The 20,813-nt window shown below is 67.0% G+C and carries 17 protein-coding genes and 1 riboswitch; of the genes, 12 read left to right on the top strand and 5 right to left on the bottom strand.

Features of this window, described 5'->3' with window-relative positions; all coding sequences use genetic code 11:
- Positions 1-41: 41 nt before the first annotated feature.
- Entirely contained in the window at positions 42-1,514 is a 1,473-nt protein-coding gene (locus tag H7F35_RS34290) for a glycosyltransferase family 2 protein (protein WP_187110911.1), read from the top strand.
- Positions 1,515-1,855: 341 nt separating this feature from the next.
- Here the strand turns inward: H7F35_RS34290 and H7F35_RS34295 are convergent, their stop codons facing one another.
- Positions 1,856-2,683, bottom strand: coding sequence for a DODA-type extradiol aromatic ring-opening family dioxygenase (locus tag H7F35_RS34295; protein WP_187110912.1), 828 nt, complete (start codon positions 2,681-2,683; stop codon positions 1,856-1,858).
- Between the two features lie 111 nt (positions 2,684-2,794).
- Here H7F35_RS34295 and H7F35_RS34300 point away from each other — a divergent pair, with 111 nt between their 5' ends.
- Both H7F35_RS34300 and H7F35_RS34305 read left to right on the top strand, forming a co-directional pair.
- Positions 2,795-3,739 carry a LysR family transcriptional regulator gene (locus H7F35_RS34300; protein ID WP_187110913.1) on the top strand — a complete coding sequence of 315 codons (945 nt, stop codon included), beginning with the start codon at positions 2,795-2,797 and terminating at the stop codon, positions 3,737-3,739.
- Positions 3,740-3,824: 85 nt separating this feature from the next.
- A complete protein-coding gene (locus H7F35_RS34305; RefSeq protein WP_187110914.1) occupies positions 3,825-5,681 on the top strand; it encodes an ABC transporter ATP-binding protein in 1,857 nt (618 codons plus the stop codon).
- 7 nt (positions 5,682-5,688) lie between these two features.
- Here H7F35_RS34305 and H7F35_RS34310 read toward each other — a convergent pair whose 3' ends face one another.
- Positions 5,689-6,117: a VOC family protein gene (locus H7F35_RS34310; protein WP_187110915.1), complete on the bottom strand. Its 429-nt coding sequence runs from the start codon at positions 6,115-6,117 to the stop codon at positions 5,689-5,691.
- Positions 6,118-6,201: 84 nt separating this feature from the next.
- On the opposite strand from H7F35_RS34310, the gene H7F35_RS34315 reads away from it, so the two are divergent.
- The gene (locus H7F35_RS34315) at positions 6,202-6,798 is read left to right on the top strand and encodes a TetR/AcrR family transcriptional regulator (RefSeq protein WP_187110916.1); all 597 of its coding nucleotides are present in this window, start codon (positions 6,202-6,204) and stop codon (positions 6,796-6,798) included.
- A gap of 329 nt (positions 6,799-7,127) precedes the next feature.
- Here the strand turns inward: H7F35_RS34315 and tssF are convergent, their stop codons facing one another.
- Together tssF and tssE are read right to left on the bottom strand one after the other, a co-directional pair.
- The gene (gene tssF, locus H7F35_RS34320) at positions 7,128-9,008 is read right to left on the bottom strand and encodes a type VI secretion system baseplate subunit TssF (RefSeq protein WP_187110917.1); all 1,881 of its coding nucleotides are present in this window, start codon (positions 9,006-9,008) and stop codon (positions 7,128-7,130) included.
- 55 nt (positions 9,009-9,063) lie between these two features.
- Positions 9,064-9,651, bottom strand: coding sequence for a type VI secretion system baseplate subunit TssE (tssE, locus tag H7F35_RS34325; protein ID WP_187110918.1), 588 nt, complete (start codon positions 9,649-9,651; stop codon positions 9,064-9,066).
- Positions 9,652-10,100: 449 nt separating this feature from the next.
- Between tssE and H7F35_RS34330 the strand changes: the two genes are divergently transcribed.
- Positions 10,101-11,495: a DUF2868 domain-containing protein gene (locus H7F35_RS34330; protein WP_187110919.1), complete on the top strand. Its 1,395-nt coding sequence runs from the start codon at positions 10,101-10,103 to the stop codon at positions 11,493-11,495.
- The gene (locus tag H7F35_RS34335; protein ID WP_187110920.1) at positions 11,492-12,904 is read left to right on the top strand and encodes a GTPase/DUF3482 domain-containing protein; all 1,413 of its coding nucleotides are present in this window, start codon (positions 11,492-11,494) and stop codon (positions 12,902-12,904) included. Before H7F35_RS34330 ends, H7F35_RS34335 begins: the two co-directional genes overlap by 4 nt.
- A gap of 6 nt (positions 12,905-12,910) precedes the next feature.
- Here the strand turns inward: H7F35_RS34335 and H7F35_RS34340 are convergent, their stop codons facing one another.
- Positions 12,911-13,711 carry a crotonase/enoyl-CoA hydratase family protein gene (locus tag H7F35_RS34340; RefSeq protein WP_315970465.1) on the bottom strand — a complete coding sequence of 267 codons (801 nt, stop codon included), beginning with the start codon at positions 13,709-13,711 and terminating at the stop codon, positions 12,911-12,913.
- Between the two features lie 142 nt (positions 13,712-13,853).
- On the opposite strand from H7F35_RS34340, the gene H7F35_RS34345 reads away from it, so the two are divergent.
- The 6 genes from H7F35_RS34345 to arsC all read left to right on the top strand — a co-directional run bounded on the left by H7F35_RS34345 (position 13,854) and on the right by arsC (position 20,813).
- Entirely contained in the window at positions 13,854-14,894 is a 1,041-nt protein-coding gene (locus H7F35_RS34345; RefSeq protein ID WP_261803468.1) for an AraC family transcriptional regulator, read from the top strand.
- Between the two features lie 356 nt (positions 14,895-15,250).
- Complete coding sequence (locus H7F35_RS34350; RefSeq protein ID WP_187110922.1) at positions 15,251-16,342, top strand: DNA glycosylase AlkZ-like family protein; 1,092 nt, start codon at positions 15,251-15,253, stop codon at positions 16,340-16,342.
- A gap of 293 nt (positions 16,343-16,635) precedes the next feature.
- Positions 16,636-18,816: a TonB-dependent siderophore receptor gene (locus H7F35_RS34355; protein WP_187110923.1), complete on the top strand. Its 2,181-nt coding sequence runs from the start codon at positions 16,636-16,638 to the stop codon at positions 18,814-18,816.
- A 98-nt stretch (positions 18,817-18,914) separates the two neighbouring features.
- A riboswitch (FMN riboswitch) is annotated at positions 18,915-19,080 on the top strand.
- Between the two features lie 97 nt (positions 19,081-19,177).
- Positions 19,178-19,690 carry a 6,7-dimethyl-8-ribityllumazine synthase gene (locus H7F35_RS34360; protein ID WP_187110924.1) on the top strand — a complete coding sequence of 171 codons (513 nt, stop codon included), beginning with the start codon at positions 19,178-19,180 and terminating at the stop codon, positions 19,688-19,690.
- Positions 19,691-19,722: 32 nt separating this feature from the next.
- A complete protein-coding gene (locus H7F35_RS34365; protein ID WP_187110925.1) occupies positions 19,723-20,406 on the top strand; it encodes a glutathione S-transferase family protein in 684 nt (227 codons plus the stop codon).
- Between the two features lie 26 nt (positions 20,407-20,432).
- Positions 20,433-20,813 carry an arsenate reductase (glutaredoxin) gene (gene arsC / locus H7F35_RS34370; protein WP_187110926.1) on the top strand — a complete coding sequence of 127 codons (381 nt, stop codon included), beginning with the start codon at positions 20,433-20,435 and terminating at the stop codon, positions 20,811-20,813.

The raw sequence follows: 20,813 nt of genomic DNA on the forward strand, positions 1-20,813 counted from the left end.
GATTTTTCGCGTATCACCGTTCGTCGCCCGGGCACATCCTCTTGAACGATTCCCTCCAACGCGCCTTCGTGGCTGCATCACCGCGCCTGTCCACCCCCCGCACCCCGCTGCGAAGCTGGCTGATTCACGGCGGCGTGCTCGTGCTGTGGGCCCTGCTCTTCGCCATGGCCTTTCGCGTCGGCAACGTGCGGGCCTGGTCGGTCGGCGTGGCCTATGTGCTGTACGACACCGTGCTGCTGCTGTTCGTCGGCTGGATGACCTTGCCGATCCTGCGGCCACGGCCCGTGCCTGTTGCGCCGGCCGAAGCGGGCCGCATGCGCCGCAACACGCTGGGTGTGATCGTCGCATCGCACAACGAAGCGGCGGTGCTGCCCGTGACGCTGGCCGCGCTGCTCGGCCAGAGCGACGTGCCCGACCGCATCGTGATTGCGGACGACGGCTCCAGCGACGGCACCGCCGAATTGCTCACCACCCGCTATGGCCTCGTCGAACCGGCTTTTGGCGAACTGAGCGCAGCCAGCACCACGCACCCCGGCCTGACATGGCTGCGGCTGCCGCACGGCGGCAAGGCGGTGGCATTGAACGCGGCCATTCTCTGCATCGACACCGACACGGTGCTCACGGTGGACGGCGACACGCTGCTCGACCACAAGGCCATCGCCGCCGTTCGCCATGCGTTTTCTTCCGAGCCGAACCTGGTGGCGGCCACGGGCGTCATCACGCCGGTGTGCAGCCGCACGCTGGCGGGGCGCTGCTTCCAGTGGTTCCAGACTTACGAATACATCCGCAACTTTCTCTCGCGTTATGCGTGGATGCGCGTCAACGGTCTCCTGCTGATCTCGGGCGCCTTCGCGGGCTTCCGGCTCGACGCGGTGCGCGCGGTCGGTGGCTTCGACACCGATTGCCTGGTGGAGGACTACGAACTCATCCATCGCCTGCATCGCCATGCCCAGGCGCACGGCCTGCCGTGGACTGTGCGCGTGCTCGGCGATGCGCAGGCGCACACCGACGCGCCGAGCAGCACGGGTGCCTTCCTGCGTCAGCGCCGGCGCTGGTTCGGCGGCTTCCTGCAGACGCAGTACTGGTATCGCGCGATGGTGGGCGACCGGCGCTATGGCTGGCTCGGTATCGCGATGCTGCCGGTGAAGGCGATCGACACGCTGCAACCGCTCTACGGGCTGGCCGCATTCGGGCTCTTGCTGATGTACCTGGTGCGAGGCAACTTCGGCGTGCTCGCACCGGTGGCCGGCGTGATCGGCGCGAAGATCGTGCTCGACCTCGCCTTTCATCTGTGGTCGGTGTTTCTTTACCGACGCTGGATCGGCCAGCACAGCGAGGCCAACATGGTTCAAGCGGTCCTCGCCGCGCTGATCGAGCCCTTCACCTTTCAGATCCTGCGGCACACGGGTGCTGCGTGGGGCTGGTGGACCTTCCTGACAGGGCGCGGCACATGGGGGCGGCAGACGCGCGTGGGGCTGGTCGATGCGGATGGGGTTGGGCGTCGCGGGTCTTAGGTTTGTCTGTTCTTGGTGCCGCTGTTGTTCAGGGCACTGTTTTTCAAGACGGGTTCATTCGGGGCGAGTGCGAATGACACCAGGTGCTCCCCTCCGCGAATGTCCCCCGCTTCGCTCCTCCTTTATTTCGCTGCGGGGAGCACCTGGCGTCATTCACACTGGGGCACGCTGCTGGTGATCGCCGATCAACGACCGCTCTGAGCGCTCACGTCGATACGGGGCTCTTTTTCGCGAAATAAAGGAGGAGCGAAGCGGGGGACATTCGCGAAAAAGAGCACCGTGTCGGCGTGAGTGCCGCCCTGAACAGCAAGCGCCAAGAATTACACCCGACAACACAAATATCAAACAGCCCCGAAGCGATAGCTGGACACCACAAGCCCGCCCATGAACGCGTCCTCGTGGTACACGCGCTCCCCAGCATCGGCCTCGGCCGCACCCACCGCCACCATCAACGGAATCAGGTGCTCTTCACGTGGATGCGCCATCCGCGCCGAAGGAGCAGCGGCCCAGTTCAGCAACTGTTCGCTGCGCTCGCTGGGTTTGCCCTGCACCACCGCCTCGTCGAGCCAGTCGTCGAAGGCCTTCGACACACCATGTGCCTGCGGACCGAAATTGCGCAGGTTGTGATAGCTCAGGCCGCTGCCGATGATCAGCACGTTCTCGTCGCGCAGCGGTGCCAGCGCACGGCCCAGCGCCAGATGCTCGGCCGGGTCGAGCCCGCGCCGCAGCGACAACTGCACCACCGGCACGTCGGCCTTGGGGTACATCGCGGCCATCGGCGCGAACATGCCATGGTCGTAACCGCGCTCGGGATCGATCTGCACCGGCAGCCCTGCGGCGGCAATCAGCGCCTGCACGCGCTGCGCGAGTTCGGGCGAACCCGGCGCGTCGTAGTGCACTTCGTAGGTGTGGGCCGGGAAGCCGCCGTAGTCGTAAATCATGGGAGGCTTCGGATTGCCCTGCACCGTGAAGGCAGGCGCCTCCCAATGTGCCGACACCATGAGGATCGCGCTGGGCGTGCGGCCGATCTGCCTTGGCATGTCGGCGAGCGAGGCGGCAAGCTGGTCGTAGGTCGGGCCCATTTCCTTTTTCATCCAGGGCCAGGGGCCACCGCCGTGGGAGATGAAGTAGGTCGGCAGGCGTGAGGTGTTCGTGTTGTCGTGGGTCAAGTCGATGCTCCTTGAAGGCGTTGCATCGACTGTAGACATTTCCTCCCAGGAAATCGACAAGCTAGGATGCATCGAATCAGTTCCCCACAGGAAATCTTCAAAGAGGCTCACATGGACCAGATGACCAGCCTGCGCGTGTTCCGCGAAGTCGTCGAGGCCGGCAGCTTCGTGGCCGCGGCCGGGCGCCTGGGCATGTCGCCGCCGATGGCCAGCAAGCACGTGGCCCAGCTCGAGAAGTCGCTCGGCGCGCGGCTGCTGCACCGTTCGAGCCGGCACCTGAGCCTGACCGAAGCCGGCACCGCCTGGTACGAGCAGAGCCGCCGCGCGCTCGACCTGCTCGACGCGGCCGAAGCCGCCATCGGCCAGACCAGCGAAACGCCGCGCGGCCAGCTCAAGGTGAGCGCGCCGGTCTGGTGTGCCACGCCGCGCTTTGCGCGCGTGCTGGCCGACTACCGCGAACGCTATCCGGAGGTGCTGGTCGACATGCACCTCGAAAACCGCAAGGTCGATCTCGCGGCCGACGGCTACGACCTTGCACTGCGCGCCACGCAGGAACTGTCGTCCGCGTTGATCGCCCGGCCGCTGTGCCGCGTGCCCTTCTACCTCGCGGGCACACCGGCGTACCTGAAGCGCGCGGGCGGCGACCCCGACCTGCCCGCCGACCTGGCGCGCTTTGGCGCCATCGTGCCCAGCTACGTGAACCTGGACAACCTCGCGCTCAAGGGGCCGGGCGGGCGGATGTTTCCGCTGCGCCTCACACCGGCCATGCGCTCCGACGACACCACGCTCACGCTGCATGCGGTGCGCGCCGGCATGGGCATCGCCTTCATGCCGCTGTGGCTGATCGACGACGACCTTGCGCAAGGCAAGCTGGTGCGGCTGCTGCCCGACTTCGATTCACCACCCGTCACGCTTTTTGCCGTGTACACGAGCCGGCAGTACATGTCGCCCAAGCTGCGTACTTTCATCGACTTCCTGAGCGAACGGCTGGGTGGCCTGCAACCAAAGGCTGCGCCCCGGGCGGTGCCTGCCGAAGAGAAAGCTCGCAGGCCCTAGAAGGAGCGTTCAGAGAACGCACCTTTTCGGGGCAAGGTCATGCATGCGCGGCTAAAGTTGCGAGCTATCTGGGAGACCGCTCGCCTTGTTCCGCTTCTTCGAAAAACTACTTCACCCCTACCCCGCCGCCGAACCCGCGCTGCCGCCACAAGGCTTCTTCGCCTTTCTCTGGGCCTGCACGCACGGCGTGCGCGGCAAGATCGCCGCGATGGCGGCGCTCACCGCCGTCATGTCGATCTTCGAGGCCGCGCTGTTCGCGATTCTCGGGCGCATCGTCGACTGGCTCGGCGGGCAGGTACCCTCGCGCCTGTGGGCCGAGCGTGGCGACACGCTGCTGTGGCTGGCCGCCTTCCTGGTGGTCAGCATCGGCGTGGTGGCGCTGCAGACCATCGTCAAGCACCAGACGCTGGCGGTGAACCTGCCGATGCGCCTGCGCTGGAATTTCCACCGGCTGATGCTGGGCCAGAGCATGGCCTTCTACCAGGACGAGTTCGCCGGCCGCATCACGGCCAAGGTGATGCAGACCGCGCTGGCCGTGCGCGAAACCGTGTTCGTGCTGGCCGATGTGCTGGTGGCCATGGGCGTGTATGTCGCGACCATGATCATCCTGGTGGGCGTACTCGACGCGCAGTTGGCGTGGCCCTTCGTGATCTGGCTCGTGCTGTACATCTGCGCCCTCATTTATTTCGTGCCGCGCCTGGGCAAGGTCGGCAAGGCGCAGGCCGATGCGCGCTCGCTCATGACCGGCCGCGTGACCGACGCCTACACCAACATCGCGACCGTCAAGCTGTTCTCGCACACGCAGCGCGAGGCCGGCTTTGCGCGCGATGCCATGCGCGAATTCATGCACACCGGCTACGGCCAGATGCGGCTGGTGAGCGCGTTCGAGATCGTCAATCACGCACTGAGCATGGGCCTGACCGCCGGCATGGCGGGCATGGCGCTGTGGCTGTGGTCGAACGGCGCGGTGGGTGTGGGCGCGGTGGCTGCGGCCACTGCGATGGCGCTGCGGCTGCAGGGCATGTCGCACTGGATCATGTGGGAAATGACCAGCCTGTTCGAGAACATCGGCACGGTGCAGGACGGCATGAAAACGCTGTCGCGCCCGCGCACCGTGCTCGACGCGCCCGACGCCACCGTGCTCGACGTGCCGCGCGGCGAAGTCCGCTTCGAGCACGCGAGCTTCCGCTACGGCGACGCAGGCCGCCGCGTGATCGAAGACCTGAACCTGACGGTCAAGCCCGGCGAGAAGATCGGCCTGGTCGGCCGTTCCGGCGCCGGCAAGTCGACGCTGGTGAACCTGCTGCTGCGCTTTCATGACCTGGAAAGCGGCCGCATCCTGATCGACGGGCAGGACATCGCGCATGTCACGCAGGACTCGCTGCGCAGCCACATCGGCATGGTCACGCAGGACACCTCGCTGATGCATCGCTCGGTGGCCGACAACGTCGCCTACGGACGGCCCGACGCCACGCCCGCGCAGATCGAGGCAGCCGCCCGGCGCGCCGAGGCGCACGACTTCATCCAGACGCTGGGTGATGCCAGCGGTCGGCGCGGCTACGAGGCGCACGTGGGCGAACGCGGCGTCAAGCTCTCGGGCGGCCAGCGCCAGCGCGTGGCCATTGCGCGCGTGATGCTGAAAGACGCGCCGATCCTGTTGCTCGACGAAGCCACGAGCGCGCTCGATTCCGAAGTCGAGGCCGCGATCCAACAGAGCCTGTACGCGCTGATGGAAGGCAAGACCGTGATCGCCATTGCGCACCGGTTGTCGACCATCGCGGCGATGGACCGCCTGATCGTGCTCGACGAAGGCCGCGTGGTTGAAGAAGGCGATCACCGTACGCTGATGGCGCAAGGCGGCCTGTATGCGCGGCTGTGGGCGCACCAGAGCGGCGGGTTCCTGGGCGAAGACCCGGAAGACGGCGAAGCGCTGCGCGCCTGATCGGCAGTCAGGTCGGCAGCGCGCCGGCCTCGTACTGCTGCACGAACTCCCCGCTCGGCGGGATCGGCTTGATGATGTCGATCAGCACGCCGTTGGGGTCGCTGGTGATGAAGTGACGCTGGCCGAAGGCTTCGTCACGCAGCGACAGCAGGATCGGCAGGCCGGCCGCCTTCAGCCGGTCGTGGACCGCATCGGGGTCGTCCACCTCGAAGTTCAACAGCAGGCCACCCACCGCCTGCCCGCGCGCGGGTGCCGGAATCGTCTCGTGCCGCCCGTCGAGCACGGCGAGGTTGACCGCTGCGTCGCCCTCCAATTGCAGATGCACGTACCAGTCGCTCGTGAACAGCGCCGTGAAGCCGAAGTGCTGCTGGTAGAAGGCCGCCGTTGCGGCGACGTCATGGGTCATGACCACGGGGTAGAAGCTCGTTACTTTCATGGCGCTCTTCCTTTCATATAAAACATACAGACTGAATGTAAGTTAAATATTAATCCACAAACAGGCTGCATGTAAATTAGGGCGATGGTCAAAGCCCCCACACGCACCAACCGCGAACGCACCGAAACCACCCGCCTCGCGCTGATCGAGGCAGCCCGCACTTTGTTCGTCAGCAAGGGCTATGGCGACACTTCCACGCCAGAGATCGCGGTGGCTGCAGGCATCACGCGCGGGGCGCTCTATCACCACTTCACCGACAAGCGCGATCTGTTCAGGCAGGTGCTGGTGCGCGAGTCGGAAGCTGTGGCCGCCGACATCGAAGCGGCCACGCCCGAGCAGCTTGCGCCGCGCGAGGCGCTGGTCGAAGGAAGCGAGGCTTACCTGAACGCGATGACTGTGCCGGGCCGCACCAGGCTGCTGCTTATTGACGGCCCCGCAGTGCTCGGCATGACGGAGATCATGGCCATGGACGACGCGAACGCGGCGAACTCGCTGCGCCAGGGCTTGATCCAGGCCGACATGGGACGGGGCGAGGTGTCGGTCGATGCGCTGTCCCAGTTGCTGTCGGCCGCCTTCGACCGGGCAGCGCTGGAAATCGACGCAGGCGCCGACACCAAGGAGGTGCGGTCGGCGATGCGCTGGCTGCTGGAGCAGGCACTCGGGGCGGAGAAAAAGCGCTGATCTGCTGTTGTTTCGGGTGCGGGTGCGAGTTCATTCGGGGCGGGTGCGAATGACACCAGGTGCTCCCCTCCGCGAATGTCCCCCGCTTCGCTCCTCCTTTATTTCGCTGCGGGGAACACCCGGTGCCATTCGCACTGGGGCACGCTGCTGGTGAACCTGCGATCAACAACCGCTCTGTCCAACGCTCACGTCGATACGGGGCTCTTTTTCGCGAAATAAAGGAGGAGCGAAGCGGGGGACATTCGCGAAAAAGAGCACCGTGTCGGCGGGAGCGTCGCCCTGAACAGCAGCGCTAACCGGAATCCCCACGACAGCCCTCTCACAGACTCTCAAACGATCCCACGCCCACCCATCCGCACCGGCCACTTGGCAACAGTCCCGCGCTGCATCGATTCGAGCACCGTCTGCGTGAACACATTGATGCTCACGTGCCGCGCGAGGTAGTGCTCCAGCACCAGCCCCAGCAGATACGGGCTCGTGCCCGAGAAGCCCTCTTCGTCCACGCTCAGCGTGCATTGCACGCCACGCCCGTAGATCAGCGGCCCCGCACCCGGCAGGCGCCGCGTGACCGGCTGGATGCGCGAGCCGACGAGGCTGTCGATCTGGCGGGCCAGCACGTCGTTGTCGGCCGTCACGAACAGCCGCAGCATGTCGCGCAACGCCTGCGCGCCCTCGCGATGCGGCATGTCGGCCAACGGCAGATGGTTGAAGCCCAACTGGCGAATCAGCCGCCACGCGATTTCGCGCTGCGCGAACGGCGACTTGGGCGTGCTCGGCGGGCGGATCAGGCCCACCGCCGACACCGGGATCGAATCGGCCACGGCCAGGTCGGAATGCCCGTTGCGCGGCACCAGGCACGGCAGGTCGCGGTTGGTGAGCATCGCCTTCACCGACAGGTAGCGCAGGCTGTCGGGGTACGGCGCCTCGTGCTGGTCGACCAGCGACAGGAACACCTCGGTGCCGATGTAGGGCGTGCGCGTGCCGTACTTGCGCGCCGTGTCGGACACCAGCCGCGGCTCGCGCCGCACCGAGAAGTAGCGGCCGTAGTTGCCTTCGTCTTCGTTGAGCGTCTGGTAGAGCGGGCGGAACTCCAGCTCCGCCGTGGTCTGCGCCTGCTGCCCCCCGATGCGCTGGACCGAGTAGACCTCGAAGTCCAGTGGACGCGAGCGATCGGGCACCAGGTGAAATTCAGGCTGTGCCGCATTCAGTTCGATGCGGTCGGTGCGCCGCTCGAACAGATTGACCACCGGCGTGCTGAACAACGCGAACTGCCCCGCATCGACCAGCGAACCCAGCGCGCCCGGCGGCTTGCTCAGGAGCACGACGATCTCGACCTCCTTGCCGGGCACGCGCGCCAGACCGGGCGCGAGCTGCGTGAGCGTGAAGAAGTAGAAGCGCTCGGGGCAGGCGAAGTACTCGTGCAGCAGGTTGTGACCATGGAAGGTGTTCCACGCCAGCGGCAGCAACCCCTCGCCCGGCGCCAGCCCCTCATGCACCAGCGCGCCATCTGTCACCACGTGCGGCCGCTCCATCAGCTTGCCGGGCTCGCCGACGAAGGTCGCCACCGCCGAGGTGTGCAGCAACTCGAACAGGTGCGAGGCGACCTGCTCGTTGCCGCGCAGGTACACGGGCAGGCGGTCGAGTCCCACCAGCGCGCTGAAACCCATCTCGCCCACGATGCGCAGGCGCAAGCGCAGCGCGCCCGTCACCTGCACATGCGGCGGCACATAGCGCTCCAGCGCGGGAATGTCGGGTGGCGCGCCGGTGAGCTTGGCGTCGACGATCTCGAAGGGCCACAGCGTCACGTCCTGGCTGGAGCGGAACTCGCACGGCGTTTCCTCGCCCGTAGGCACGCGCGCATGGAAGGCCGTGCCGCGCGGCACCACGAAGCCGCGCGTGAAGTCGCCCTCCTTCACGCTGGGGTGCAGTTGCGCCACCGCCATCGACGGCGTGGGGCTCAGGTAGTTCGGATACAGCACCTCCAGCAGCCGCTGCGTGAAGCGCGGAAACTCCGCGTCCAGCTTGATCTGCATGCGCGCCGACATGAAGCTGAAAGACTCGATCAGCCGCTCCACATACGGGTCGGCCACTTCGATGCCGTGCATGCCCAGGCGGCGCGCGATCTTCGGATGCGAGCTGGCGAACTCGCTCGCCGCCTCCCGCATGTAGACCAGTTCCTTGTTGTAGTAATCCAGAAGTCGGGGTTCCATGAATGCGTCGATTCCCTGAAGAGTGATGGGCGGGGCGTGGGACGTGACGGGCGCTTCACCGCGCCGTGCTGATCACGCTCATGCGGCTGGTTTCAAGATCGACCGCGCTCTGCACCGTGAGCTCCAGCGGGTAGGGCCGCAGATTGATCATGGCGCGAATCTCGAACAGCAGGACGTTGTATTCCTCGGCCGCGCCGCCCTCCTTCATGAGCGGCACCACCGTCACCGTTTCGGGAATGAGGCGAGGCTCGTAGTCCTGGATGGCGCGGCGAATGATGCGTTCGATGTCCACCCACTTGCGCTCCGACAGGTAGCTGCCCGCCAGCGGCGGCACGCCGAAGTTGATGCTGGAAGACGCCGCATCGGCATGGCGCGTGCGGCCGATCAGGTCTTCGGCGTTGGTGGTGTTCAGCAGATGGGCCAGGTCGCGCTGCACGATGTCGCGCATTTGCGCCGGCGTGACGGTGTAGTCCGAAGGCGACTCCGAGGTACGACTGGGCGCCTCGTCGCGCAGACGGTCGAACAGCGTGGGCAGAAGCTGTGCATTGACCCGTGCTGCAGTGGCATCGGCCGGGCGGGGCGGACGGGCGCCGGGGTGGGCCGGATGGGACCCGGTGAACGGAGACTGCTCGGTGAGTCGCATGGGGAGCGGGAGATCGGTCGGGCTGGGGAGGGCCAGAGTCTTGCGTGGATGTCAGTTGCGCATTGCAAACAATCGTCACATCTACGAAGCCAGGGGCGAGAAAGGCGCGCAAACCGGGGATATGTCATGGGGGTGGCCCTTCGCAAGCGCCTACAGCACACGCCGCCCCTTGCCGACAGTCGCAACGCCCCTGCAGCGCGATGCTGAAGCTGTCGTCAACAACGGAGTCCTCGCGTGAATTCCATCATCTACATCGTCGGTCTGGTCGTGGTCGTTGTGGCCGTGCTTTCGTTCTTCGGCCTTCGCTGAGACCGGGCACGCGTCAACGACTCGCACGCCATGACAAACGGGGCCGCTCGCGGCCCCGTTTGTCATGGGCGCCCGCAGCGCGCCGGGCATAATTCGCGCGCCCTGCCGCTGCGCCGGGCTTTACTTGCGAAGGGCCCCTGTTGACCAACACCGCGCTGCGCGAATCTCCCTTTCCGGATGCGGTGATCACCGAGGCGATCCGATGGGCCGAACAGAACGGCCCGCTCGACGACGCGCAAGCCATGCGCACAGCCGCCACTCGCGCGGCCGACGGGCAGGCACAGATCACCGACCGCGCACTGCAACTGGGAGAACGCCTCGGCCTGCAACCCGAACTGGCACGCGCCCGCCAATGGGCGCCGTGGGTGCTGCTCGGGCTGGTGGCACTGATCGTTGTCGCGGGCCTCGGCCTCGCCGGCAATGTGGTCGGCGGTGGAGAACGCCACATCAACGTGATCGTGGCGCTCGTCAGCCTGCTGGGCCTGCATGCGCTGACGCTGCTGCTCTGGCTGGTCGGCCTGTGGCTTCCCCTTGGCTCGTTCAACACCGCATCGCTCGGCTGGATCTGGCTGTCGCTCACCGCCCGCGTGGCCGGCGGCAAACGCGGCCAGGCGCCGATGCTGGTGCGCGCCACCACCGGCCTCCTGACGCGCGCCCGACTGCTGCCCTGGGCCTTCGGGCTCGTGAGCCACGGCATCTGGTCGCTGTCGTTCGCCGTCGTTCTGGCCGCGATGCTGTTCGCGCTCGCGTTTCGCAGCTACACGCTGAGCTGGGAAACGACGATCCTCGATCCCGCCTTCTTCGTGCGCGCGGTCCAGGTGCTGGGCTGGGCGCCGGCGCAACTCGGCTTTCCGGTGCCTGATGCCGCGACCGTGCTGGCTGCCGCGCCCGGCGCTGCGGGCCAGCGCACTTGGGCGTTGTGGCTGACCGGCTGCATCGTGGTCTACGGGCTGCTGCCGCGTCTGGCGCTGGTGCTGCTCAGCGCAGCCATCTGGAAGCGCCGCAGCAAGGCGCTTCAACCCGACTGGCGCGAGCCGTACTACCGCAAGCTGCTGGCCCGCTTCGCCGCCCTTGCGCCGGCTGCCATCGTCGATGCCGACCCCGGACGCGTTCGTGGTGCGGTGCCCACCGGGCTGTCTGCTTCCGAACAGCAGGACATGCTGTTCGTCATCGGCTTCGAGTTGCCGCCGGACATGCCGTGGCCGCCGGCCACCCTGCCCGCCGACGCCACGCAGGTGCTGCGCATCGACGGCAGCGCCCCCGCACGTCGCGCGCTGCTCGACCAACTGGCGCAGGCGCACCCGCGCACCGTGCTGCTGGTGTGCCATGCCGCATCGAGCCCCGACCGTGGCACCGAACGCTTCGTGCGCGAAGTGCTGGCACATTGCGGCGAATGCCGGCTGTGGCTGGCCGAAGCGCCCGGCGCCGCGGCAACGCAACGCTGGCTCGACTGGCTGCGCGACAGTGGCCTCGAACGCATCGCGGCCAGCGACAAGCTCGACACCGCATTGCAGGGACTGGGACCCACAGCATGACGTCACCCATCCGCATCGCCGTGGTCGGCCACACCAACGCGGGCAAGACCTCGCTGCTGCGCACGCTCACGCGGCGCGTCAATTTCGGCGAAGTGTCGCAGCGCCCCGGCACCACGCGCCATGTCGAATCGGTCGACCTCGAAGTGAACGGGCAAGCCGCCGTGCGCTTCTTCGATACACCGGGCCTGGAAGATGCCGTCGCCCTGCGCGAACACCTCGCAGGCTTCGATGCGCAAGCCACGCCGCCCGAGCGCATCCGCCAGTTCCTGCAGGGCCCCGAAGCCCACGGCGTGTTCGAGCAGGAAGCCAAGGTGCTGCGCACCATGCTCGACATCGACGCGGCCTTCCTCGTGATCGACGTGCGCGAGCCGGTGCTGCCGAAGTTCCGCGACGAAATCGAGCTGCTCAACTCCTGCGCGCGCCCCGTGCTGCCGGTGCTGAACTTCGTGCGCGACGCCGCCAGCCGCGAGGCAGCATGGAAAGAACTGCTCTCCGCCTACGGCCTGCATGTGCAGGTGCGCTTCGATGCGGCCGCCCCTTTCGTCGGCGCGGAGCAGGACCTGTACAACGACCTCGCCACATTGCTGCGCGACCGCCGCGACCAGTTGCGCGGCGTGGTCGATGCGCTGGACGCCGAAGCCGGCCAGCGCCGGCAGTCCGCCTGCGCACGCATCGCCGCCTTGCTGGTCGATGCCGCGGCCGTGCGCCGCACCGTCTCTGCCACCGAGTTCGCAGACACGGCGCGTCGACAAACGCTGGTCACCGCGTTGCAGAAGGCCGTGTTCGACAAGGCACAGCGCTGCACCGACGACCTGCTCGCGCTCTACGGCTTCCGCCAGGGCGACGCCGACGAAGCACCGCTGCCCATGATCGAAGGCCGCTGGACGCTCGACTTCTTCAGCCCCGAAGCCATGAAGGACGCAGGCCTGCGACTGGGCAAGGGCGCCGTCATCGGTGCCGCTGTGGGCGTGGTCGCCGACCTGGCCGTGGCCGGCATCTCGCTCGGCGCGGGCGCGGCCCTGGGCGGCGCCATCGGCGGTGCGGTCTCGCAAGGCTGGGGGCCGCTGGGCCGCAAGATCGCCAACAAGCTGCGCGACGTGCACGAACTCACGGTCGAAGACGGCGTGCTGTTCGCGCTGGTCGCATGGCAGCTCAAGCTCACGCAGGCGCTGGAGCAGCGCGGCCATGCGGCCACGCAGCGCATCAGCGCCGAGACGCCGAAAGACGGCGATGCACCCACGCGCGCCGCGGCGGCTGCGGTGCGCGTAGCGCAACCGGCGCGCAATCACCCCGAATGGGAATCGACCGGCGGCGTGGTGCGCAGCTTCTGGCGCCCTTCACCCCAACGCGAAGCCCTGGTTGCGGACCTCGGGCACGAACTGCAGCGGGCCTTCGACCAAGAGGCCTGAGTCGCGTCAGCCTGCACCGACGGCCGCATGCTGCGGCGTGACCTTGGCCAGCGACTTGTCGACGAAGGCGCCCAGCCGCGTCTGCACTTCGCCGCCGGTCTGCACCACTGCCGCCATCAACGATTCGGCGAACATGCCGTCGGTGGCCGACATGTCGGCGATGCGGCTGATCGACGTGACCATCGCGTAGTTGGACAGCGCGGCATTCTTCGCCACCCGCTTGGCGAGCGCGAGCGCAGCGCGCAGGCTTTCGCCGGGCACGGAGATCTCGTGCGCAAGGCCCAGCGTCATGCCGGCCTTGGCGGTCAGCACGCGGCCGGTCAGCATCATCTCGACCATGCGGCCCGGCGTGATGATGCGCGCCACGCGCACCGTGGCACCGCCGCCGGTGAAGATCCCTTTCTGCCCTTCAGGCAGCGCGAAGTAGGTGGTCGGGTCGGCCACGCGCACATGCGTTGCGGCCGCCAGTTCCAGCCCGCCGCCGACCACCGCGCCATGCAGCGCCGCGACGACCGGAATGCCGCCGTACTGGATCTTGTCGAAGGTGCTGTGCCAGCGCTGGCACACGCGCATGAAGTCGACCGCCGTGCGTTCCTTGTCGTGGTGTTCCTTCAGGTCGAGCCCCGCGCAGAAATGCGGGCCCGCACCGGTCAGCACGACGGCCCTGGCCTCGCGCGGCAGCGAAGAGAACACGCTGTCCAGCTCGGCCAGCGTGGCCTCGTCGATGGCGTTGCGCTTGGCGGGGCGGTTCAGGGTGACGACGACGACCTCTTCGTCCATGTGGACGGTGACGTTTTTCTGGCTCACGGCAAAGCTCCTTGAATATTGCGGATTCCGCCAACGACGTGGGCGGTGCTTCAGGGCTACGATATCGCCGGCCGCGCCAGTCCAGCTTGCAGATCGCGCCCATTCATTTGCAAAATCCGCCAGATCGTTCCCGCCTTCAAAGATGACCCCACACCCGGCGACGGCCGCGGACGAGCGCTCCACCGTCCCCATCAGCTTCCTGCAGAACATGCTCAGCGGCGCCCGCCGGCACCTGAGCCCGCATGACATCGACGCGCTGGCCACGCAGGCCGGCATCTCGCCGCAACTGCTGCGGCAAGACGGTGCGCGCGTCACCCGCGAGCAGTTCGTGAAGATGTACGAGCGCATCGCGCTCTTCATGGGCGATGAAATGCTCGGCCTGTGGTCGCGGCCCATCCGCGCGGGCGCACTCAAGTACCTCGGGCTCAGCCTGCTCGATGCGCCTTCGCTGATGGTCGCGATGTATCGCTTCACGCGCTTCTGGAACCTGCTGCTCGACGATTACCGCCTGCGCATGGTGCGAGCCCACGGCGTGGCGACCATCACCATCGCGCCACGGCAAGACAGCACCACGCCGACGCCCTTCGGCCATGAGTTGATGGTCAAGCTGATTCATGGCGTCGCCTCGTGGTTGCTCGGGCGGCAGTTGCCGGTGCAAGGCGTTGGCTTTGCCTTCCCTCGCCCCGCGAAGTTCGACGAATACGCGAAGCTGTTTCCGGGCCCGGTGCTGTTCGGCCAGGACGCCAGCTCGGTCAGTTTTTCCGAGACGGTGCTGCGCCAGACTTTCCGGCGCACGCGTGGCGAGTTGCTCGACTTCGTTCGCCGGGCACCGGACGACTGGATCTTCGTGACCTTCGACCACGACACGACGACATCGCAGGTGCGCGACTTCGTGGCCGCGCGTCTCGCGAGCGGCGCGTCGCTGGGCGAGGCTGCTGTGTCGCTGCACATGTCGGAGCGCGCGCTGTCACGCAAGCTCGCCACGGAGGGCACGAGCTTTCGCGCGGTCAAGGAAGAGGTGCGGCGCGACCTCGCGATCCAGCGGCTGGTGAAGACGCGCGAGCCGATCGACCGGATCGCGGCTTCGGTCGGGTTCGACAACACGCCGGCTTTTCATCGTGCCTTTCGCACGTGGACGGGGAGCACGCCACGCGGCTATCGGCGGCGGGCTTCGCCTGTCTGAGGCATTCGTTCTTTGACGCTGCTTGGGAGCGGGTTCATTCGGGGCGAGTGCGAATGACACCGGGAGCTCCCCTCCGCGAATGTCCCCCGCTTCGCTCCTCCTTTATTTCGCTGCGGGGAGCACCCGGCGTCATTCGCACAGGACGCGCTGCTGATGTACCGCCGATCAACCACATCTCTGTCCAGCGCTCGCGCCGATACGGGGCTCTTTTTCGCGAAATAAAGGAGGAGCGAAGCGGGGGACATTCGCGAAAAAGAGCACCGTGTCGGCGGGAGCGACGCCCTGAACAGCAGCGCCCCAAAACACACAACAGCAAGACGAAGCGAAAAACAGCCACCTGTGCTGCAATTCGCCCCATGGCTGACCCGACCCTAGACGACCTTCGCCGCTATGCGGTAGCGCGCACCCTCTTCAAGCCCACCACATTGCCGGGCGCAATCCGCCAACTCGGCTTCGTGCAAGCCGACCCGATCCGGGCCCCGGCGCGCGCGCAAGACCTGACACTTCGCCACCGCGTGAAGGACTACCGCGCTGGCGATCTCGAAAACCGCTACACCCGGCTAGCCATCGAGGAAGACTGCCTCGTCAACTACGGCTTCCTGCCGCGTGAACATCTCGCGCTGATGCATCCACGCGAAGCCAAGCGCGCATGGGACGCCGACACGCGGCGCAAGGCAGCTGAAGTACTGGCCTATGTGCAGGAACACGGCCCGGTGCATCCGCGCCAGGTCGAACAGCATTTCGCTCACGGCAGCGTGAAGAACTACTGGGGCGGATCGAGCAACGCGACCACGCACCTGCTCGATGGCCTGCACTACCGGGGGATGCTGCGCGTGGTTCGGCGCGACAGCGGCACGCGCGTCTATGAGGCGGTGACGCACGAGCCCGCGGACGACAGCCCCGCCGGCCGTGCACAACGCGCCGCCGCGCTGATCGCGCTGGTGGTGCGCAAGTACGCGCCGCTGCCCGCAGCAAGCCTGACGTATCTCGTGCGCCTGCTGGGCTACGGCGCCCCGCATCTTTCGACGCAGACGCAGGCCGCCCTGCGCCTGGCCCGCGAAGAACTTGCCAGTTGCCGCATCGACGGCACGACCTGGTACTGGCCCGCCGACGAAAACCCCGCTTCGCGGCGCCACGCACCCGACGACGCGGTGCGCTTGCTCGCGCCCTTCGACCCGGTGGTGTGGGACCGCCGCCGCTTCGAGTTGCTGTGGGGTTGGACATACAAGTTCGAGGCCTACACGCCCGCGCCGAAGCGCCAGTTCGGCTACTACGCGCTGCCGATGCTGTGGCACGACCGCGTGATCGGCTGGGCCAACGTGACGGCGCCCGAAGGCCGTCTGCAGCCGGCCTTCGGCTATGTCGACAAGAAGCCACGCGACGCGGCGTTTCGCGCGGCGCTCGACGACGAACTGCATCGCATGACGCAGTTCCTGGCCGGCCGCTGATGCGACCGCTTCTCTCTATAATCGCGCCCCTCAGCCAGCCGCCCGACAAGGGCCCGCCAGCCGTCTTCGAAGGAACGAAGACGACAGCCGCACAGGACCGACGCCATGCCGTCGCGACCGGTGGCTGACCCTCCCCCGCGACGCCACAAGACCCACAACACCAGCCGTTTGCCCACCCCGGGCACGCGACCGGTCGCGCGCGTCGCACTCATCATTTGATTCGAGAAGCCATGGCACGCCGCGAGCGCGTGCCGCAGCCACTCCCCTATCGCAGGACACAGGAGAAGCTGCACATGACATCCAGAAACCGCCAACAATTTCGCCTCTCGCACTGCCGCCGGGCCACGCTCGCAGCCACCGCACTGGCGCTGAGCGCCGCCGCACCGGCCTATGCCGAGGACAAGGACGAAACCGGCGAGCCGCGCAGGGCGCTGCCCACCGTCACCGTGTCGGGCGACTCGGGCGAAACCGCACACGGCCCCGTGACCGGCTTCGTCGCCAAGCGCGGCGGCAGCGCGACCAAGACCGACACGCCGCTGATCGAAACGCCGCAGGCCATCTCGGTCGTCACCCGCGACCAGATGGAGGCGCAGGGCGTGCTCACGCTGCGCGAAACCACCAACTACACGGCCGGCGTGGTGTCGAGCTACTTCGACAGCCGCGTCGATTCGTTCAAGGTGCGCGGCGGCGACGCGGTGCAATACCTCGATGGCCTGCAGCGCGGCTACGGCGTCTACAACACAACCAAAGCCGAGCCGTACACGCTGGAGCGCGTCGAGCTGCTGCGCGGCCCCTCGTCGGTGCTCTACGGCCAGGGCGGGGTTGGCGGCGTGCTCAACCTCGTCTCGAAGCGGCCGCAGGCCGAGACGCAGCGCGAGGTGCAACTGCAATGGGGCAACTACAACCGCAAGCAGATCGCGGCCGATTTCACCGGCGCGCTCGATACCGAAGGCAAGTGGCTCTATCGCCTCGTGACCGTGGGGCGCGACAGCGGCACGCAGGTCGACCACGTGGCCGACGACCGCGTCGTGGTCGCGCCCTCGCTGACCTGGCGCCCGAGCGCGGACACCTCGCTCACGCTGCAGGCGCTCTACCAGAAGGACAAGAGCGGCTCGCTGATCGGCTTCTTTCCATGGCAAGGCACGCTGCAGCCTTCGCTCTACGGGCCGATCCCGACCTCGACCTTCACCGGCGAGCCGGGCTTCGACCGCTACGACTCGCGCAACAGCTCGCTCGGCTACCTGTTCAGCCACCGCCTCAACGACACCTGGACCTTCCGGCAGAACCTGCGCGCGACCGAAAGCAAGGTGATCTACAACACGTCGTACACCAGCTTCACCGCCAATCGCCTCACCCGGCGGCCCGCGCGGCCGGTGTTCAACGCCGACCAGCGCACCATCGAACGCGACCTGAGCAGCGACATCAACGGCGGCAAGATGCTGCTGCTCGACAACCAGGCCGAAGCCCACTTCAAGACCGGCGAGGCAGAGCACACACTGCTGGTCGGGGCCGACTTCCAGCGCAACACCACGTCCAAGCTGTCGGGCCGCGGGCGCGCCGGAGCGCTCGATGTCTACGCGCCGGTCTACGGCAACTACACGCCGCCGACCAGCTACACGCGCTCGCCCGAGGTGGTGCAAAAGCAGGTCGGCATCTACGCGCAGGACCAGGTCAAGTACGGCCGCTGGATCGGCCTGCTGGGCCTGCGCCATGACAAGGCGACCACCAACACCGAAGGCCGGCCCACTGCAACGGCCGACGACAAGGCCACCACCAAGCGCGCGGGCCTGATCTACCTGGCCGACGGTGGCTGGGCGCCCTACCTGAGCTATGCCGAATCGTTCCTGCCGCTGGGTGGCGTCGACCTGAACAACACGCCCTTCAAGCCGCAACGCGGCAAGCAGTGGGAAGCCGGCATCAAGTGGGAGCCCGAAGGCCAGCGCACCTCGTTCATGGCCGCCGTGTACGACCTGCGCGACACCAACCGCAAGACCACCGACCCGACCAATCCGCTCAACAACGTGCAGCTTGGCGAAGTGCACGTGAAAGGCCTGGAGCTGGAATACAAGGGCAGCATCGCGCGCGACTGGGACTGGATCGCCTCGTACGCCTACACCGACGCACGCGTATCGCGCAGCAACGGCTCGGACCTGGGCAAGCGCATCTCCGGCGTGCCCAAGCACACGGCCTCGGCCTGGGTGACACGCCGCTTCTCCATTGGCGGCGTGCCCGGCTTCTCGGTGGGTGGCGGCGTGCGCTACCTCGGTGAATCGTGGGACGGCATGGACGGCATCCGCACACCCTCGGCCACGCTGTTCGATGCGATGGTCGCCTGGGACAACGGCCCTCTGCGCCTGTCGCTCAACATCGCCAACCTGACCGACAAGGTGCAGATCACGACCTGCCTGGCGCGCGGCGACTGCTTCTACGGCCAGCGCCGTACAGTGACGGCGAATGCGGCGTATCGCTTCTGAAGAAAATCCCCGCGCGGCCGAAGGTCTGGCGCGCCGGCGACATCTTGTGCGCGGGGGCTGCTCCTAGAATCGCGCCGTTGTCCGGTTCGCCGGACGGCAAGCGTTCTCAGGGCGGGGCGAAACTCCCCACCGGCGGTAATGGCAGCGAAAGCTGCACGAGCCCGCGAGCGCCTTTGGCTTGCTGCAACGCGCAAGCCGAAGGGTCAGCAGATTTCGGTGCAATTCCGAAGCCGACGGTCACAGTCCGGATGAAAGAGAGCGCGAAATGCGGGTCGGCCCGCGCGCTTCTTTCACAGAGCGCGCGAGTTGCCCTGTGGTTTCGTGCGCCCTGATTCAGGAAACCTGCTTCAAGAGGCACACCATGAGTCAGATCAACGACCTTCCCCTCTCCGCCATTGCCGCATCGGATTCGCCGCGCGGCCAGCGCATCGCTTTCGTCGAGGCGCAGTGGCATTCCGACATCGTCCACCAGGCACGCGATGCCTTCCTTGCCGAAATGGAACGGCTCGGCGTGGCGCGCGACCTCATCGACATCTTCGATGTGCCGGGCGCCTTCGAGATTCCGTTGCATGCCAAGCGACTGGCCAACTCGGGCAAGTACGCGGGCATCGTCGCGTGCGCGCTGGTGGTCGACGGCGGCATCTACCGCCACGAGTTCGTCGCGAGCACTGTCGTCAGCACGCTGATGTCGCTGCAGCTGGAGACCGACGTGCCGATCTTCTCGGCCGTGCTCACGCCGCATCACTTCCACGAGCATGTGGAGCATCGCAAGTACTTCCACCGCCATTTCGCGGTCAAGGGCACCGAAGTGGCCGAGGCCTGCTTCAACACGCTCGAAGGCCTGAAGAAAGTCGACGCGCTGCTGGCGGCGTGACAACAGGCGCAAGCCTGCAGTAATCTGGACGGATGACTTCCTCATCCGCCGCCAGCGACCGCTACACCCTCTACGGCGCGCCCGGCTCGGGCGCCACGCCGATCCACGCCGCGCTGACGCTGATCGGCGCGCAGGTCGACACGGTCGACGTCGCCACATGGGAGAGCGAGTCCGAGCGCGAACGCATGGCCGGCGTCAACCCGATGCGGCAGGTGCCCGCGCTCGTGCTGCCTTCGGGCGAGGTCATGACAGAGAGCGCGGCCATCCTGATCTGGCTGGGCGATCGCTATCCGGAAGCCAGCCTCTGCCCCGCACCGGATGATCCGATGCGCGCGCGCTACCTGCGCTGGATGGTCTACCTGCCGGCCGCCATCTATTCATTGCTCTGGGTGCGCGACGACCCGAAGCGACTCGTGCCCGACCCCACCGCGCAACCCGCGATGCTCGAGCGCACGGCAGAGCGCATCGCTCACTGCTGGCACTTGATGGACACGCAGATCGACGAGCCTGCGCCCTACCTTTTCGGCGAGAAACTGAGCATGCTCGACCTGTACGTGACCGTGATGTCGCGCTGGACGCCGCAGCGCCGGCGCTTCTACCGCGTGGCGCCGCGCATGACCCCGGTGGTGCGGCGCGTGGATGCCGATCCGCGGCTGGCCGATTTCTGGGCCGCGCGCTTTCCCTTCACGACAGACCACAACGCCCAGACAAACTGACACCCGACCTTTTGAACATCGACACCATGACCGCACGCACCCCGACCACCGCCTACCCGATGACCATCTTCCACAAGCCCAACTGCAGCACCTCGCGCAATGTGCTGGGCCTCATCCGCGAAAGCGGCGTGGAACCCGAGATCGTGCTGTACCTGGAAACGCCGCCCTCGAAGAAGAAGCTGCGCGAACTGGCGAAGGCCATGGGCATGGGCGCGCGCGACCTGCTGCGCACGAAGGAGACGCCTTATGAAGAACTGAGCCTGGCCGATCCGAAATGGACCGACGACCAGTTGTTCGACTTCATCGTCTCGCATCCGATCCTGCTGCAGCGGCCCATCGTGGTGTCGCCGCGCGGCACGCTGATGTGCCGGCCGTGGGAGCGGGTGCGCGAGATCCTGCCGGCCTGA

This window comes from Variovorax sp. PAMC26660 (assembly GCF_014302995.1).
Classification (GTDB): domain Bacteria; phylum Pseudomonadota; class Gammaproteobacteria; order Burkholderiales; family Burkholderiaceae_C; genus Variovorax.

Excerpts from the sequence above, each read along its gene's own strand:
- H7F35_RS34300 (WP_187110913.1), top strand. The coding sequence starts at position 2,795 with ATGGACCAGATGACCAGCCTGCGCGTGTTCCGCGAAGTCGTCGAGGCC.
- H7F35_RS34310 (WP_187110915.1), bottom strand. The coding sequence starts at position 6,117 with ATGAAAGTAACGAGCTTCTACCCCGTGGTCATGACCCATGACGTCGCC.
- H7F35_RS34315 (WP_187110916.1), top strand. The coding sequence starts at position 6,202 with ATGGTCAAAGCCCCCACACGCACCAACCGCGAACGCACCGAAACCACC.
- tssF (WP_187110917.1), bottom strand. The coding sequence starts at position 9,008 with ATGGAACCCCGACTTCTGGATTACTACAACAAGGAACTGGTCTACATG.
- tssE (WP_187110918.1), bottom strand. The coding sequence starts at position 9,651 with ATGCGACTCACCGAGCAGTCTCCGTTCACCGGGTCCCATCCGGCCCAC.
- H7F35_RS34335 (WP_187110920.1), top strand. The coding sequence starts at position 11,492 with ATGACGTCACCCATCCGCATCGCCGTGGTCGGCCACACCAACGCGGGC.
- H7F35_RS34345 (WP_261803468.1), top strand. The coding sequence starts at position 13,854 with ATGACCCCACACCCGGCGACGGCCGCGGACGAGCGCTCCACCGTCCCC.
- H7F35_RS34350 (WP_187110922.1), top strand. The coding sequence starts at position 15,251 with ATGGCTGACCCGACCCTAGACGACCTTCGCCGCTATGCGGTAGCGCGC.
- H7F35_RS34355 (WP_187110923.1), top strand. The coding sequence starts at position 16,636 with ATGACATCCAGAAACCGCCAACAATTTCGCCTCTCGCACTGCCGCCGG.
- H7F35_RS34360 (WP_187110924.1), top strand. The coding sequence starts at position 19,178 with ATGAGTCAGATCAACGACCTTCCCCTCTCCGCCATTGCCGCATCGGAT.
- H7F35_RS34365 (WP_187110925.1), top strand. The coding sequence starts at position 19,723 with ATGACTTCCTCATCCGCCGCCAGCGACCGCTACACCCTCTACGGCGCG.
- arsC (WP_187110926.1), top strand. The coding sequence starts at position 20,433 with ATGACCGCACGCACCCCGACCACCGCCTACCCGATGACCATCTTCCAC.